Below are 15,197 nucleotides of genomic sequence, written 5' to 3' on the forward strand. Positions count from 1 at the left end.
GGTGTGGGGGCGTGCGGCGCTCACGAGGGGGGCGGGCAGGCCGTCGTGCGGGCAGACCGTCGGTCACAGGTGGTGGCGGCGTTGCGCCGCGTGGCGTTCGTACTCCTCGCGGGCCCTGACCGCCGCAGGGCGGCCCGAGGTCTCGGCCACCACCACGTCCCACCACGCCTGCGCCTCGGGCGCGGTGGCGGCGGTATCGGTCTCGACGTACACGCACGCGGGTCTCGACGAGGCCCGTGCGGCGGCCAGCGCCGCGCGCAACTCCCCGACCGTCCCCGCGCGGTGCACCTCCATGCCCAGCGACGCCGCGTTCGCCGCGAGGTCGACGGGCAGCGGGTCGCCCGTGTAGGTGCCGTCGGCCGCGCGGTAGCGGTAGGCGGTGCCGAAGCGTTCGGCGCCCGTCTGCTCGGAGAGGCCGCCGATGGACGCGTAGCCGTGGTTCTGGAAGAGCACCACGTTGATGTCGACGCCCTCCTGGACCGCGGTGACGATCTCCGTCGGGAGCATCAGATACGTGCCGTCCCCCACCAGCGCCCACACCGGCCGCTCCGGGGCCGCGAGGCGCACGCCGATGGCGGCGGGGATCTCGTAGCCCATGCAGGAGTAGCCGTATTCGAGGTGGTACTGGCGCGGTGAGCGGGCCCGCCACAGCTTGTGCAGATCGCCGGGGAGCGAACCGGCCGCGTTGATGATCACGTCGTCGTCGCCGACGGCCGCGTCCAGCGCGCCCAGCACCTGGGTCTGGGTCGGCCGCGCGTCCTCGTCGGGCGCCGCGTAAACGGAGTCGACGACCTCCTCCCAGCGGGCCTTGCCCGTCGCGGTCTCGGCCGCGTACTCCCCGGCCACCCGGTGCCCCGCCAGCGCCTCCGTCAGCGCTTCGAGCGCGGCCCGCGCGTCCGCGACCACCGCGAGCCCCGCCATCTTGTGGGAGTCGGAGGCGGCGACGTTGACGTTGACGAAGCGGACGGACGGGTCGGCGAAGAGGGTGTGCGACGCCGTGGTGAAGTCGGTCCAGCGGGTGCCGACGCCGAGGACGAGGTCGGCCGTGCGCGCCAGGTCGTCCGCCACGGCGGTGCCCGTGTGCCCGATGCCGCCCACGTCGCAGGGGTGGTCGTGGCGCAGCGAGCCCTTGCCCGCCTGCGTGGACGCGACGGGGATGCCCGTCGCGTCGGCCAGCGCGCGCAGCGCGTCCTCCGCCTCGCTGTGGTGCACGCCGCCGCCCGCGACGATCAGCGGCCGGTGCGCGGCGCGCACGGCCGCCGCCGCCTCGGCGAGCGCGTCCGCGTCCGGCGCCGGACGGCGCACGTGCCAGACGCGCTCGGCGAAGAACTCCTCCGGCCAGTCGTACGCCTCGGCCTGCACGTCCTGCGGCAGCGCGAGCGTGACAGCGCCGGTTTCGACGGGGTCGGTGAGCACGCGCATCGCCTGCATCACGGCGGGGATCAGGGCCTCGGGCCTGTGGACGCGGTCGAAGTAGCGGGAGACGGGCCGCAGCGCGTCGTTGACGGAGACGTCCCCCGCGTAGGGCACCTCCAGCTGCTGGAGCACGGGGTCCGCGACACGAGTGGCGAAGGTGTCGCCCGGCAGCAGCAGGACGGGCAGCCGGTTGACGGTGGCGAGCGCGGCGCCCGTGACGAGGTTGGTGGCGCCAGGGCCGATGGAGGTGGTCACAGCATGCGCCGAGAGGCGGTCCCGCTGACGGGCGTAGCCGACGGCCGCGTGCACCATGGCCTGCTCGTTCCTGCCCTGGAGATAGGGCAGCGGAGCCGGCGCCGGAGCGCCCTGGCTGTCGTGCCCGCCCTGCCCGCTCTCCAGGAGGGCCTGGCCCATTCCGGCGACGTTGCCGTGGCCGAAGATGCCCCAGCAGGCGGCGATGAGACGGTGGCGGCGGCCGTCGCGCTCGGTGTACTGGGCGGCGAGGAAACGCACGAGGGCCTGCGCGACGGTCAGCCGCCGCGTGGCGACCGGGGGCGTCGTCGCCGGTTCGGCGCCGGTGGCCGGTTCGGTGCCGGTGGCCGGTTCGGTGCCGGGCAGGGGGCCGGCGGCGGGCGGCGGGGCGGTACCCGGTGGTGTGTCCGTGCCCGTCGTCGATGGGCCTGTGCCGGACGGCCGTTCGGTGTCAGCGGTGTTCACTGTCCCGCCTCCCCTTCCACTGCCGGAGCGGTGTAGAGCGGCAGCCTTGGATCGACAGGCTGCCGCTCCCAACTGCCTCGGATCCAGGCATGATCAGGATGGTCGCAGATGAGCCAGGCCCGATCCAGCCCCGGACCGGCCATGACGTTGAGGTAGTACATGTCGTGTCCCGGTACGGCCATGGACGGACCGTGCCAGCCGTCGGGGATCAGCACGGCGTCGCCGCCGCGCACCTCGGCGAGGACGTCGGTGCCGCGCCCGTGCCCCGAGGGCGAGACGCGCTGGTAGCCGATCCCCGGGGCACCCCCGGGCGCCTCGGGCGCGTGGGCGATCTCGAAGTAGTAGATCTCCTCCAGCGCGCTCTCCTCCCCCGGCCGCTCCTCGTCGTGCTTGTGCGGCGGGAAGGAGGACCAGTTGCCGCCCGGGGTCAGCACCTCGACCGCGATGAGCCTGTCCGCCTCGAAGACGCCCGCCGCACCGAAGTTGTTGACCTGGCGCGAGCAGTTGCCGGTGCCGCGCAGCTCCACGGGCACGCCGGAGGCGGGCCCGTAGCGCGCGGGCAGCCGCCGCGCACAGCGCGCCCCGGTGAGCGCGAAGCGTCCGCCGTCCGCGCTGTCGATCCGTACGGTCGCGTCGCGCGGCACATAGGCGAAGTCGGTCACTCCGCTGAAGACGCTCGCGCGCCCCGCGAGCGGGAAGACGGCGTCCTCGACGGCGTCCTCCGCTGTCACCGTGCAGCCGCCGTTGAGGGGCAGCACGATCCACTCGCTGTCGCCCGTGCCGAACGTGTGCGTGCCGCCGGGTTCCAGTTCCAGCACGCGCAGGGAGGAGTAGGTCCAGCCCGCGCGTGCGGGGTCGATGTCCAGCGCGTACGGACCGGCAGCGGCGCTGCCCGCCGTCACATGGAACGCGCTCCCGGCGCTCCCGGCGCGCCCGGTGCTCCCGTCGCTGCCCGCCCTCTCCGGCATCCTCGTGCCCTCCGCCTCCGCTGTCGTCTTCCCGTCGGCCATGCCCGTCCTCACCGTCGCTTCTCGTACGTACCCCTCACAGCAGCCCGACCGCCGTGTCCACGGCTGCCGTGACATCGCCGTCCGCCGGATAGAGCAGTGTGCGGCCCACGACCAGCCCCCGCACGGTGGGCAGCCGCAGGGCCTTGCGCCACTTCTCGTACGTGACCTCCTGGTCCCCGTTCACCTCGCCGCCGAGCAGTACCGTCGGCAGCGTGGAGGTCTCGCAGACCCACGCCATGTCGTCCGGGTCCTCGGTCACCGGCAGCTTCAGCCAGGTGTAGGCGGACGTGCCCGCGAGGCCCGAGGCGATGGCGATGGACCTGGCGACGGCCTCCGCGCTCAGGTCGTTCGCCACCTTCCCGTCCACGCGGCGGCAGATGAACGGCTCGACGAAGACGGGGAGTCCGCGCTCGGCCATGGCGTCGATGGCGCGGGCCGTGGAGACCATGGTGCTGAGGGAGCCCTGGTCCTCGTAGTCGATACGGAGCAGGAGCTTGCCCGCGTCGAACCGCAGCCGCTCGATGTCCTGGGCGCGGTGGCCCGTGAAGCGGTCGTCGAGTTCGAAGGCCGCGCCCGCGAGACCGCCCCGGTTCATCGAGCCGACGACGACCTTGTCGTCCAGTGCGCCGAGGAGGAGCAGGTCCTCCAGGATGTCGGCGGTGGCGAGCACCCCGTCCACGCCGGGGCGGGAGAGCGCCAGCGTCAGCCGCTCCAGCAGGTCGGCGCGGTTGGCCATCGCGAGCTTGCGCTCGCCGACGCCCAAGGCACCGCGCGCGGGGTGGTCGGCGGCGATGATCATCAGCCGGTCGCGCCCTGTCCCGGACGCGGCGGACGCGGCAGGGGCACCGGGGACCCCGGGGGCGCCGGGGGCGCCGAGCAGCGGACGGCGGCGGCGCAGTGCCGCCGCCTCCGCGATGGCCTCGGGGTGCCTGCTGCGCACCGCGACGAGGTCGGGGATGCTGATGCTGCTCAAGGGGAGGCTCACTTTCCTGGCGGCGGAGTAGGCGACGGGGGACGAGGGGCGGGGGACGAGGGGCGGGCGGCCGGGTCAGTGCCCGAGGAGCGCGTCGACCTCGTCGGCAGTCGGCATCGCGGACGAACAGGCGAGCCGCGAGGCGACGAGCGCCCCGGCCGCGTTGGCGTACCGCATCACGTACTCCAGGTCCCAGCCCGCGAGCAGCCCGTGGCACAGCGAGCCGCCGAAGGAGTCCCCGGCGCCGAGCCCGTTGACGACCTCGACGGGGTGCGGCGGCACCTCGGCCTCGCCGCCGTCCCTCTGCAGGGCGAGCACACCCTTGGGCCCCTGCTTGACGACGGCGAGTTCGGCCCCGGCGGCCAGCAGCGCCTCGGCGCAGGCGCGGGGTTCGCGGGTGCCGGTGGCCACCTCGCACTCGTCGACGTTGCCGACGGCGACGGTCGCGTGCGCGAGCGCCCGGCGGTACACGGCGCGGGCCTCGTCGGGGTGCCCCCAGAACATCGGGCGCCAGTCCAGGTCGAAGACGGTGGTGCCGCTCTTCGCGCGGGCCTCCAGCGCGGCCAGGGTGGCGCTCCGGCTGGGCTCCTCGCACAGGCCGGTGCCTGACATCCAGAAGACGCGGGCAGCGCGGACCGCGTCGAGATCCAGTTCGTGGGCGTGGATCTCCAGGTCGGGTGCCTTGGGCTGACGGTAGAAGTAGAGCGGGAAGTCGTCCGGCGGGAAGATCTCGCAGAAGGTGACGGGCGTCGGGTACCGGTCGACGGGCGTCACCCAGCGGTCGTCCACGCCGAAGCCGGTGAGGGCCTGGTGGACGTACTCGCCGAAGGGGTCGCGGCCCGTGCGGCTGATGACGGCCGTGGTGCGGCCCAGCCTGGCCGCCGCGACGGCGACGTTGGTGGGCGAGCCGCCGAGGAACTTGCCGAAGGTCTCCACCTGGGGAAGGGGCACGCCGGTCTGGAGCGGGTAGATGTCCACTCCGATGCGGCCCATCGTGATGACGTCGAACGGCTCGTGAACGGCTGCCATGGGTGCCCTTCCGGGGAGCGGGAAGAAACGGTGACGGGGTACGCGTCCAGTAGGTCTCCCTCATCGTCGGACCGCCCGTCGACACCTGTCAATGATTTGTCCTTACATACGGACGTCTCGCGGAGCGGCGATCCCGGCGTCCCGTTACGTAAAGATGAAGTGTTGTCCTGACAAAGCCTTGACAGCGGCATTGCTCCCGGAGTTGGCTCACCCCGGCACACCCGCGACGCCGCACGCACGCATGCCGCACGCCGCACGCCGCACGCCGCACGTACAACGAGGAGCCCTCGCCATGACCGCTTCCCTCGACCGCCTCCGGGTCGGCTCAGCGCCCGACTCCTGGGGCGTCTGGTTCCCCGACGACCCCCAGCAGGTGCCCTGGTCCCGCTTCCTCGACGAGGTGTCGGGCGCGGGCTACGAGTGGATCGAGCTGGGCCCGTACGGCTATCTGCCCACCGACCCCGCGCGCCTCACCGACGAGGTGACCTCGCGCGGGCTCCAGGTCTCCGCAGGCACCGTCTTCACCTCCCTGCACCGGGGCCCGGAGGTGTGGGACGCCACCTGGGAACACGTCGGCCAGGTCGCGGAACTCACCCGCGCCATGGGCGCGGACCACCTCGTCGTCATCCCCTCCTTCTGGCGCGACGACAAGACCGCCGCGCTCATCGAGCCCAGCGAGCTGACCAGCGAGCAGTGGAGGCATCTGACGGGCGGCATGGAGCGGCTGGCGCGCGAGGTGCGCGAGCGGTACGGGCTCGGCATCGTCGTCCACCCGCACGCGGACACCCACATCGACACCGAGGAGCACGTCGCCCGCTTCCTCGACGCGACGGACCCGGACCTCGTCGGCCTGTGCCTGGACACGGGGCACTACGCGTACTGCGGCGGGGACAGCGTCAAGCTGATCGAGACCTACGGGGAACGCATCGGCTATCTGCACCTCAAGCAGGTGGACCCGGACATCCTGGCCGAGGTCGTACGGGACGGCATCCCGTTCGGGCCCGCCGTGAAGAAGGGCGTCATGTGCGAGCCGCCGCTCGGGGTGCCCGCGATGGAGCCGGTGCTCAGCGCGGCGCAGGGGCTGGGCGTCGACCTCTTCGCCATCGTCGAGCAGGACATGTACCCCTGCCCGCCGGACCGGCCCCGCCCCATCGCCGAGCGGACCCGCCGCTTCCTGCGCACCTGCGGCGCATAGCCCCGCCCCGCCCCGCCCCGCCCCGCCCCACCTCCCCTCCCCCGCCCGTACCTCTCCGAGCCGAGGGACGACATGAGTCACCACCCATCACTGGGCATAGCCGTGATCGGCACCGGCAAGATGGGCGCCGACCACGTGCGCCGCGTCCGCGACCTGATCAGCGGCGCCCGGGTCACCGCCGTCGTGGACATCGACGAGGCCCGCGCCGCGCATCTGGCCGACGGCATCGACGGCTGCACCGCCTACACCGACCCGGCCGCCGCCATGGACGACCCGGCCGTCGACGCGCTGATCATCGCCTCGCCGGGCCCCGCACACGAGGCCACCCTGCTCGACGCGCTCGCACGTGACCTGCCCGTCCTGTGCGAGAAGCCGCTGACCCCCGATGCCGAGAGCGCGCTGCGCGTACTGGAGGCCGAGCAACGGCTCGGGCACCGGCGCATCCAGGTGGGCTTCATGCGCCGGTTCGACCCCGAACACACGCGGCTCAAAAGGGTGCTGGCGGGCGGCGAACTGGGCCGGACGCTGCTGCTGCACTGCCGCCACCGCAACGTCTCCGTGCACGACTACTTCACCGACGAGATGCTCATCACCGACTCCGTCGTGCACGAGATGGACAGCGCGCGCTGGCTGCTGGAGCAGGAGATCACCGCCGTCACGGTGCTGAAGCCGGCCCGCTCCTCGCTCTCGCCGCGCGTCCTGAGCGACCCGCAACTGGTGCTGTTCGAGACCGCGGGCGGCGCGCTCGTCGACGTCGAGATCTTCGCGGCCGGCGGCTTCGGCTACCAGGTGCAGGCGGAGGCCGTGTGCGAGCGCGGCACGGCCCGGATCGGCGAGGGCGGCGGGGGCAGCGGGGGCGGCGGGGTGCTCACCAGCGCGGCGGGGCGCTGGGGCGGCGAGATCGACCAGGACTACGTCACGCGCTTCGAGGAGGCGTACGACCGCGAGGTGCGGCACTGGGCCGATGCCACCCGCCGAGGCGAGACCACCGGGCCCACCGCCTGGGACGGTTACGCGGCTGCCGCCGTGTGCGAGGCGGGCGTGCGGGCGCAGGCCACCGGGCAGCGCACCGAGGTCACGATGATCGAGCGCCCGGCCTTCTACGCCTGACGCCTCCGGCCCGCTCGGGAGGGGCGCGCCGGTGTCCGCGTACGGGAACGGGCGTCGGGGTCCCGTCACGAGCGTCACCGTTACACCGGTTCCGCGTCACAGACGCTCTACAGGCACGGCCCGGATGTCACGCAGCGTCGTTCACCGGGCACAGGGTGAGTGATCAACAGCCACCCCTGTGGGAGGTGCCGAGTAGATGGCCGACCGACGGCTCTGGTCGTACAAGGAAATCGCCGCGCACATCAGCGTCCAGCCGGACACCGTGCGCTCTTACCGGAAGCACGGCCTGCTGCCACAACCCGACCTGGTGGAGGGCGGTAAGCCGTACTGGTTCGCGGACACCATCCGCGAATGGGTCACGAGACGCCCCGGACACCGCGGAGGACGCTGACACACACCGCACCGCACACCCCCGACCCCCTTAGACCCCCTTACGGAACGGCCCCGGCCGCCTCTCCCGATGAGAGGCGGCCGGGGCCGTCCGCGGTTCCGCCTCGCCCGCGCTCACTCGCACCTGCCCGCACCCGCCCGCACTTCATACCTAGGGGGGGTATACTCTGGCAGTAGCGGTACAGAAGCGAAGCACGAGCGTCAGGAGAACCCCATGAGCAACGTCACCACCGTCTACAAGGTCTCCGGCATGACCTGCGGCCACTGCGAGGGCGCGGTCTCCGAGGAGGTCTCCGAGATCGAGGGCGTCTCCTCGGTCAAGGCCGTCGCCTCCACGGGCGAGGTCACCGTCGTCTCCACCGCTGAGCTGGACGACGAGGCCGTGCGCGCCGCCGTCGACGAGGCGGGCTACGAGCTGACGGGGCGCGCGTAACCACCATGCGCGGCACCACCGACACCCCCTCCTCCCCCGAGGCCGGGACCGGTTCCGGGACCGGCCCTGACCCCACCCGCGTCGAGCTGGCCATCGGCGGGATGACGTGCGCGTCCTGCGCCGCGCGCGTCGAGAAGAAGCTGAACCGGATGGAGGGCGTCACCGCCACCGTCAACTACGCGACGGAGAAGGCGAGGGTGACGTACGGCGAGGGGGTCTCCGTCGACGACCTGATCGCCACGGTGCGGCGCACCGGGTACAGCGCCGAGCCGCCGCCTCCTCCCCAGCCCCCGCCGCCCGCTCCGGCGGCGGAGGCCACGGAACCCGCACGGACCGACGCGCGGACGGACGCGCGGACGGACGCGCGGACGGACGCGCGGGACGACGGCGGAAGCGAGGGCGGGGACGGAGGCGCGGGCGCGCGGGAGCTGGCCGGGCTGCGTCAGCGCCTGTTCGTCACGCTCGCCCTGTCCGTGCCCGTCGTGCTGATGGCGATGGTCCCGGCCCTCCAGTTCGACAACTGGCAGTGGCTCTCGCTCACCCTCGCCGCGCCCGTGGTCGTGTGGGGCGGACTGCCCTTCCACCGCGCCACCTGGACGAACCTGCGGCACGGCGCCGCGACGATGGACACCCTGATCTCGGTCGGGACGCTGGCCGCCTTCGGCTGGTCCCTGTGGGCGCTGTTCTTCGGGGAGGCCGGGATGCCGGGGATGCGGCACCCCTTCTCGCTGACCGCGGAGCCGGGCGAGGGCGCGTCGGCGATCTATCTCGAAGTCGCGGCGGGCGTCACCGTCTTCATCCTGCTGGGCCGCTATCTGGAGACCCGCTCCAAGCGCAGCGCGGGCGCCGCGCTGCGCGCCCTGATGCGGCTCGGCGCGAAGGACGTGGCCGTGCTGCGCGGGGGCACCGAAACCCGGATCCCGGTGGAGCGGCTGGCCGTGGGCGACCACTTCGTCGTACGGCCGGGCGAGACCGTCGCCACTGACGGCACCGTCGTGGAGGGCTCCTCGGCGCTGGACACGTCGATGCTGACCGGTGAGTCGGTGCCGGTGGACGTCGGCGCGGGCGATCCGGTGACGGGCGCGACGGTGAACACGGCGGGGCGGCTGGTGGTGGAGGCCACCCGCGTCGGCTCCGACACGCAGCTCGCCCGGATGGCGCGGCTGGTGGAGGACGCACAGAGCGGCAAGGCGGAGGTGCAGCGGCTCGCCGACCGCGTCTCGGCCGTCTTCGTGCCCGTGGTCCTGCTGCTGGCGCTGGGCACGCTGGTGTGCTGGCTGCTGGCGACGAGCGACATCACGGCCGCGTTCACGGCCGCCGTCGCCGTACTGATCATCGCCTGCCCGTGCGCGCTGGGCCTGGCCACGCCCACGGCCCTGATGGTGGGCACGGGGCGCGGGGCGCAGCTCGGCATCCTCATCAAGGGCCCCGAGGTGCTGGAGTCGACGCGGCGCGTGGACACCGTCGTCCTGGACAAGACGGGCACGGTGACCACCGGGCACATGGCGCTCCGGGACGTCTTCGCCGGGGACGGCGTGGACGAGGCGGAGCTGCTGCGGCTCGCGGGCGCGCTGGAGGCCGCATCCGAGCATCCGGTCGCGCGCGCCGTCGCCGAGGGCGCCCGCGCACGGACAGGTTCGGGCTCGGGTTCGGGTTCGGGTACTGGCACGGGCGCTGGCGCGCTGCCCGTGCCCGAGCGGTTCGAGAACCTCGCCGGTGTCGGCGTGCGCGGCGTGGTGGAGGGCCGGAGCGTACGGGTCGGGCGCCCGGAGGGGGAGCTTCCGCCGAGGCTGGCCGCCTCCGCTCGGGCGGCCGAGGCCGAGGGGCGCACGGCCGTGGCTGTGAGCTGGGACGGGGAGGTGCGCGGCGTGCTGACCGTGGCCGACTCCGTGAAGGAGACGAGCGCCGAGGCCGTGCGCGCACTGCGGTCACTGGGCCTGGCCCCCGTGCTGCTGACCGGCGACAACCGCGCGGTGGCCGAGGCGGTAGCCCGCGAGGTCGGCATCGTCGAGGACTCGGACTCCCAGGAGGGCTACGGACAGGAGAGCTCCGGGCCGAAGGGCTCCGGGCCGAGCGACGGGCCCGGCGCCACGGACGGCCTGGTCATCGCGGGGGTGCTGCCCGAGGAGAAGGTCGAGCGGGTGCGCGGGCTCCAGCGCGAGGGCCGCACCGTCGCCATGGTCGGCGACGGCGTCAACGACGCGGCGGCGCTGGCCACGGCCGATCTGGGCCTGGCCATGGGCACGGGCACGGACGCCGCGATCGAGGCGGGCGACCTCACGCTCGTACGGGGCGATCTGCGGGTCGCCGCCGACGCCATCCGCCTCTCCCGGAAGACGCTGGCCACCATCAAGGGCAACCTCGTCTGGGCGTTCGGCTACAACGTCGCCGCGCTGCCGCTGGCCGCCGCCGGACTGCTGAACCCGATGATCGCGGGGGCCGCGATGGCCTTCTCCTCGGTCTTCGTGGTGACGAACAGCCTCCGCCTGCGCCGCTTCCGCTGAGCCGACACGGCCGATGCGCCGGAGACCTTCCGGTACCGGAGCCCCCTCGGCGCGGGAGACCTTCCCGTGAAGTCTCTTCACACAAAGGTCACGACGTCACGCCATATGACGAAAACGCCCCGTCGAGCAGGTCCCCCCACGGGCCTGTCGACGGGGCGTTCCGTTTCCCGGTCACGGATTCCCCCCACGGGATCCTGGCCGGGCGCTTGCTGGCTGCACGTACGGGTCGGGAGGGCCGCTCAAAGCTCCCCGTGCTGCACGCTTCACCCCTGTTGCATCACCGGGCCCGTCCCCCAAAGACGTGCTCGGTGCGGTGGCAGAAGGCTCCGCCGGGAGGCCATCGCCACCCTGTTAGACCTTCGACCCTCCGCAATGGTTACCCCCCAATCTCTGTGATCTAAATCTCTTCACAGATCTCCACAAAAGAAGAGCCCCGGTCCGCTTGGACCGGGGCCTTCCGAGGGTCCCGGGGATGCGTGCGGGCGCCCCGGGGAAGCGTCAGCGCGACTCGACCGGGACGTACTCACGCTCGACGACGCCCGTGTAGATCTGGCGCGGACGGCCGATGCGGGAGCCGGGCTCCTTGATCATCTCGTGCCACTGGGCGATCCAGCCGGGGAGGCGGCCCAGCGCGAACAGCACGGTGAACATGCTGGTCGGGAAGCCCATGGCCCGGTAGATCAGACCGGTGTAGAAGTCGACGTTCGGGTAGAGCTTGCGCTCCACGAAGTAGTCGTCGCTCAGAGCGTGCTCCTCCAGCCGGAGGGCGATGTCGAGCAGCTCGTCGCTCTTACCCAGGGCGGAGAGGACATCGTGCGCCGCGGCCTTGATGATCTTCGCCCGCGGGTCGAAGTTCTTGTAGACGCGGTGACCGAAGCCCATCAGCTTCACGCCGTCTTCCTTGTTCTTCACCTTGCGGATGAAGGTGTCGACATCGCCGCCCGCGGCCTGGATGCCCTGGAGCATCTCCAGAACGCTCTGGTTGGCGCCGCCGTGCAGGGGGCCCCACAGCGCGTTGATGCCCGCCGAGATGGAGGCGAACATGTTGGCCTGCGAGGACCCGACGAGGCGGACCGTCGACGTCGAACAGTTCTGCTCGTGGTCCGCGTGGAGGATCAGGAGCTTGTCGAGCGCGTTCACCACGACCGGGTCGAGGTCGTACTCGGCGGCCGGGACGGAGAACGTCATCCGCAGGAAGTTCTCGACGTAACCGAGGTCGTTGCGCGGGTAGACGACCGGGTGGCCCATGGCCTTCTTGTAGGCGTAGGCCGCGATCGTCGGAAGCTTGGCCAGCAGCCGGATCGTCGAGAGGTGGCGCTGCTCCTCGTCGAACGGGTTGTGGCTGTCCTGGTAGAAGGTCGACAGTGCACTGACGACCGAGGAGAGCATCGCCATCGGGTGGGCGTCACGCGGGAAGCCGTCGTAGAACCGCTTGACGTCCTCGTGCAGCAGGGTGTGCTGCGTGATCTCGTTCTTGAAGCCCGCCAGCTGGTCGACGGTGGGCAGCTCACCGTTGATCAGCAGATAGCCGGTCTCCAGGAAGGTGCCGCGCTCGGCCAGCTGCTCGATCGGGTAGCCGCGGTAGCGCAGGATGCCATTCTCACCGTCGAGATAGGTGATGGCGGATTTGTACGCGGCGGTGTTGCCATAGCCCGAATCCAGGGTCACCAGACCGGTCTCGGCCCTCAGCTTCCCGATGTCGAAACCACGGTCTCCGACCGTGCTGTCCACGACCGGGTAGCTGTACTCGCCGTCCCCGTACCGAAGTACTACAGAGTTGTCGCTCACGTCATCCCTCACCGACGTAGTGCCTCTTCTTCGAGGTGCCCTGACTCTCTCCACTTTCCCCCATTCAGTGCTGTGCGGTGCACTCGGGGTCGGCCAAAGGGCTCCTATGTGGCACGCAGTGCCTTTCTTTGAACATCCTGCACCCTGGAACCAGCGGCGGTCACCCCCCGAAACCGCTCTCGCCCCCGCCGGAGGGCACCGGCGGTCTCAGCGCCCCGCTGAGCCGGTGAGCCAGCGCGGTGCAGCGCCGACCCGCCGAGACGGTGCGCACCGCCTGCCCGATCGCCCTCCGCGAGCCCACCAGGACCACCAGGCGCTTTGCCCTGGTCACGGCCGTATAGAGCAGATTGCGCTGGAGCATCATCCAGGCACCCGTGGTGACGGGAATCACCACCGCCGGATACTCGCTGCCCTGCGATCTGTGGATGGTGACGGCATAGGCGTGGGACAGCTCGTCCAGTTCGTCGAAGTCGTACTCCACCTCTTCGTCCTCGTCCGTGCGGACGGTGAGCCGCTGATCGTCCAGGTGCATGGCGGTGACGACGCCGACGGTGCCGTTGAAGACTCCGTTGGCCCCCTTGTCGTAGTTGTTGCGGATCTGGGTGACCTTGTCTCCGACGCGGAAGACACGGCCGCCGAAGCGCTTCTCCGGCAGATCGGGGCGGGCCGGGGTCACCGCCTGCTGGAGCAGCCCGTTGAGCGTGCCGGCGCCCGCCGGGCCACGGTGCATGGGGGCCAGCACCTGGACGTCCCGGCGCGGATCGAGGCCGAAGCGGGCGGGGATGCGGCGCGCGACGACGTCCACCGTCAGCTTCCCGGCCTCCTCCGTGTCGTCCTCGACGAAGAGGAAGAAGTCACTCATTCCCTGGGTGACGGGCGGGGTGCCGGAATTGATGCGGTGCGCATTCGTCACCACCCCCGACTGCTGCGCCTGCCGGAAGATGCGCTTCAGCCGGACCGAGGGCACCGGACCCTCCTCGGCGAGCAGATCCCGCAGCACCTCCCCCGCACCGACCGACGGCAACTGGTCCACATCGCCCACCAGGAGCAGATGGGCGCCGGGCGGCACGGCCTTGACCAGCTTGTTCGCCAGGAGGAGATCGAGCATGGACGCCTCGTCCACGACGACGAGATCCGCTTCGAGGGGCCGCTCCCTGTCGTACGCGGCGTCCCCGCCCGGCTTCAGCTCCAGCAGCCTGTGGACGGTGGACGCCTCCACGCCCGTCAGCTCCGAGAGCCGCTTGGCGGCCCGTCCGGTGGGCGCCGCCAGCACCACCTTCGCCTTCTTGGCCCGCGCCAGCTCCACCACCGAGCGGACGGTGAAGGACTTGCCGCAGCCGGGGCCGCCCGTGAGGACGGCGACCTTCTCCGTCAGCGCCAGGCGCACGGCCTCGCGCTGCTCGGGCGCCAGCTCGGCCCCTGTGCGCGTGGCCAGCCAGCCCAGCGCCGCCTCCCAGTCCACGTCCCCGAAGGCGGGCAGCCGGTCCTCTTCGGTGCGCAGCAGCCTCAGCAACTGGCCCGACAGGGACAGCTCGGCCCGGTGGAAGGGCACCAGATAGACGGCGGTGCGCGGCTGCCCGTCCTCCCCGGGGACCGTCTCGCGCACGACCCCCTCCTCCTCGGCTGCCAGCTCGGCCAGGCAGTCGATCACCAGGCCCGTGTCCACCTGGAGCAGCTTCACCGAGTCCGAGATCAGCTCCTCCTCGGGGAGATAGCAGTGGCCCTGGTCCGTGGACTGGGACAGCGCGTACTGCATGCCCGCCTTGACGCGCTCCGGGCTGTCGTGGGGGATGCCGACGGCCTGGGCGATGCGGTCGGCGGTGAGGAAGCCGATGCCCCACACGTCGGCAGCGAGGCGGTAGGGCTGGTTCTTGACGACGGAGATGGAGGCATCGCCGTACTTCTTGTAGATCCGCACGGCGATGGAGGTGGAGACGCCGACTCCCTGGAGGAAGACCATCACCTCCTTGATGGCCTTCTGCTCCTCCCAGGCCGCCGCGATCTTCTTGGTCCGCTTGGGACCCAGCCCGGGGACCTGGATGAGCTGCTGTGCGTCGGCCTCGATGACATCGAGGGTGTCCGTCCCGAAGTGATCGACGATGCGCTCGGCCGTCTTCGGTCCGATGCCCTTGATCAGGCCCGAGCCGAGATAGCGGCGGATGCCCTGGACGGTGGCGGGGAGCACCGTCGTGTAGTTCTCCACGGTGAACTGGCGCCCGTACTGCGGGTGGGAGCCCCAGCGGCCCTCCATCCGCAGCGACTCGCCCACCTGCGCGCCGAGCAACGCGCCGACCACCGTGAGCAGTTCGCCACCGCGACCGGTGTCGACACGGGCCACGGTGTAGCCATTGTCCTCGTTGGCATACGTGATGCGTTCGAGGACGGCCTCAAGGACGGCGGGCTGGAACGACGACATGTCACAGACGGTAACGCCGCCCACCGACATCGCGGCAGCCCTGTGGATAACTCAGCGCCGCGCGATCCATGCCATTGGCATGGTCACGATCTGGTGTAGACCCCTTGCGCCCGCCCGTCGCATCCCTTGTGATGGCCCGGATGTAAACGTTTCCATCCGGGCGCCCCAAGGCTCCCGGCAAGCGGCGAGCGGCGAGACCGGAGCGGGGGCGGGGCA

General features: G+C 71.8%; 11 protein-coding genes. 5 read left to right on the forward strand and 6 right to left on the reverse strand.

The features are described 5' to 3' along the window. Nucleotides 1-63 precede the first annotated feature (63 nt). The 4 genes from iolD to iolC all read right to left on the reverse strand — a co-directional run bounded on the left by iolD (nt 64) and on the right by iolC (nt 5,145). Nucleotides 64-1,950, reverse strand: coding sequence for a 3D-(3,5/4)-trihydroxycyclohexane-1,2-dione acylhydrolase (decyclizing) (gene iolD / locus ACWGJ2_RS10305; RefSeq protein ID WP_453345668.1), 1,887 nt, complete (start codon nt 1,948-1,950; stop codon nt 64-66). Nucleotides 1,951-2,129: 179 nt separating this feature from the next. Then, nucleotides 2,130-3,101 (reverse strand): 5-deoxy-glucuronate isomerase, encoded by a 972-nt coding sequence (iolB, locus tag ACWGJ2_RS10310; RefSeq protein ID WP_453345669.1) that lies wholly within the window; start codon nt 3,099-3,101, stop codon nt 2,130-2,132. Between the two features lie 76 nt (nt 3,102-3,177). Next, nucleotides 3,178-4,116 carry a Cgl0159 family (beta/alpha)8-fold protein gene (locus tag ACWGJ2_RS10315; protein WP_453345581.1) on the reverse strand — a complete coding sequence of 313 codons (939 nt, stop codon included), beginning with the start codon at nt 4,114-4,116 and terminating at the stop codon, nt 3,178-3,180. Nucleotides 4,117-4,191: 75 nt separating this feature from the next. Then, nucleotides 4,192-5,145, reverse strand: a complete 954-nt coding sequence (gene iolC / locus ACWGJ2_RS10320; protein WP_453345582.1) for a 5-dehydro-2-deoxygluconokinase — start codon at nt 5,143-5,145, stop codon at nt 4,192-4,194. A 292-nt stretch (nt 5,146-5,437) separates the two neighbouring features. Between iolC and ACWGJ2_RS10325 the strand changes: the two genes are divergently transcribed. The 5 genes from ACWGJ2_RS10325 to ACWGJ2_RS10345 all read left to right on the forward strand — a co-directional run bounded on the left by ACWGJ2_RS10325 (nt 5,438) and on the right by ACWGJ2_RS10345 (nt 10,777). Beyond that, complete coding sequence (locus ACWGJ2_RS10325; protein ID WP_453345583.1) at nt 5,438-6,340, forward strand: sugar phosphate isomerase/epimerase family protein; 903 nt, start codon at nt 5,438-5,440, stop codon at nt 6,338-6,340. Between the two features lie 72 nt (nt 6,341-6,412). Next, nucleotides 6,413-7,450 carry a Gfo/Idh/MocA family protein gene (locus tag ACWGJ2_RS10330; RefSeq protein ID WP_453345584.1) on the forward strand — a complete coding sequence of 346 codons (1,038 nt, stop codon included), beginning with the start codon at nt 6,413-6,415 and terminating at the stop codon, nt 7,448-7,450. Between the two features lie 196 nt (nt 7,451-7,646). Next, the gene (locus tag ACWGJ2_RS10335; RefSeq protein WP_453345585.1) at nt 7,647-7,841 is read left to right on the forward strand and encodes a helix-turn-helix transcriptional regulator; all 195 of its coding nucleotides are present in this window, start codon (nt 7,647-7,649) and stop codon (nt 7,839-7,841) included. Nucleotides 7,842-7,910: 69 nt separating this feature from the next. Continuing rightward, entirely contained in the window at nt 7,911-8,273 is a 363-nt protein-coding gene (locus tag ACWGJ2_RS10340) for a heavy-metal-associated domain-containing protein (protein WP_453345586.1), read from the forward strand. 5 nt (nt 8,274-8,278) lie between these two features. Then, on the forward strand, nt 8,279-10,777 hold the full coding sequence (locus ACWGJ2_RS10345; RefSeq protein WP_453345587.1) for a heavy metal translocating P-type ATPase: 2,499 nt from the start codon (nt 8,279-8,281) through the stop codon (nt 10,775-10,777). A 498-nt stretch (nt 10,778-11,275) separates the two neighbouring features. On the opposite strand, the gene ACWGJ2_RS10350 is transcribed toward ACWGJ2_RS10345, so the two are convergent. Then, entirely contained in the window at nt 11,276-12,565 is a 1,290-nt protein-coding gene (locus tag ACWGJ2_RS10350; protein ID WP_453345588.1) for a citrate synthase, read from the reverse strand. Between the two features lie 160 nt (nt 12,566-12,725). Next, on the reverse strand, nt 12,726-14,981 hold the full coding sequence (gene recD2 / locus ACWGJ2_RS10355; protein WP_453345589.1) for an SF1B family DNA helicase RecD2: 2,256 nt from the start codon (nt 14,979-14,981) through the stop codon (nt 12,726-12,728). Nucleotides 14,982-15,197: the final 216 nt, after the last annotated feature.

Source organism: Streptomyces sp. NPDC054796, assembly GCF_053611545.1.

What these genes read in the sequence shown, in the direction of transcription:
- ACWGJ2_RS10340 (WP_453345586.1), top strand. Translation starts at nt 7,911, where the DNA reads ATGAGAGGCGGCCGGGGCCGTCCGCGGTTCCGCCTCGCCCGCGCTCAC.
- iolB (WP_453345669.1), bottom strand. Translation starts at nt 3,101, where the DNA reads ATGCCGGAGAGGGCGGGCAGCGACGGGAGCACCGGGCGCGCCGGGAGC.
- ACWGJ2_RS10335 (WP_453345585.1), top strand. Translation starts at nt 7,647, where the DNA reads ATGGCCGACCGACGGCTCTGGTCGTACAAGGAAATCGCCGCGCACATC.
- ACWGJ2_RS10330 (WP_453345584.1), top strand. Translation starts at nt 6,413, where the DNA reads ATGAGTCACCACCCATCACTGGGCATAGCCGTGATCGGCACCGGCAAG.
- recD2 (WP_453345589.1), bottom strand. Translation starts at nt 14,981, where the DNA reads ATGTCGTCGTTCCAGCCCGCCGTCCTTGAGGCCGTCCTCGAACGCATC.
- ACWGJ2_RS10325 (WP_453345583.1), top strand. Translation starts at nt 5,438, where the DNA reads ATGACCGCTTCCCTCGACCGCCTCCGGGTCGGCTCAGCGCCCGACTCC.
- ACWGJ2_RS10345 (WP_453345587.1), top strand. Translation starts at nt 8,279, where the DNA reads ATGCGCGGCACCACCGACACCCCCTCCTCCCCCGAGGCCGGGACCGGT.
- iolC (WP_453345582.1), bottom strand. Translation starts at nt 5,145, where the DNA reads ATGGCAGCCGTTCACGAGCCGTTCGACGTCATCACGATGGGCCGCATC.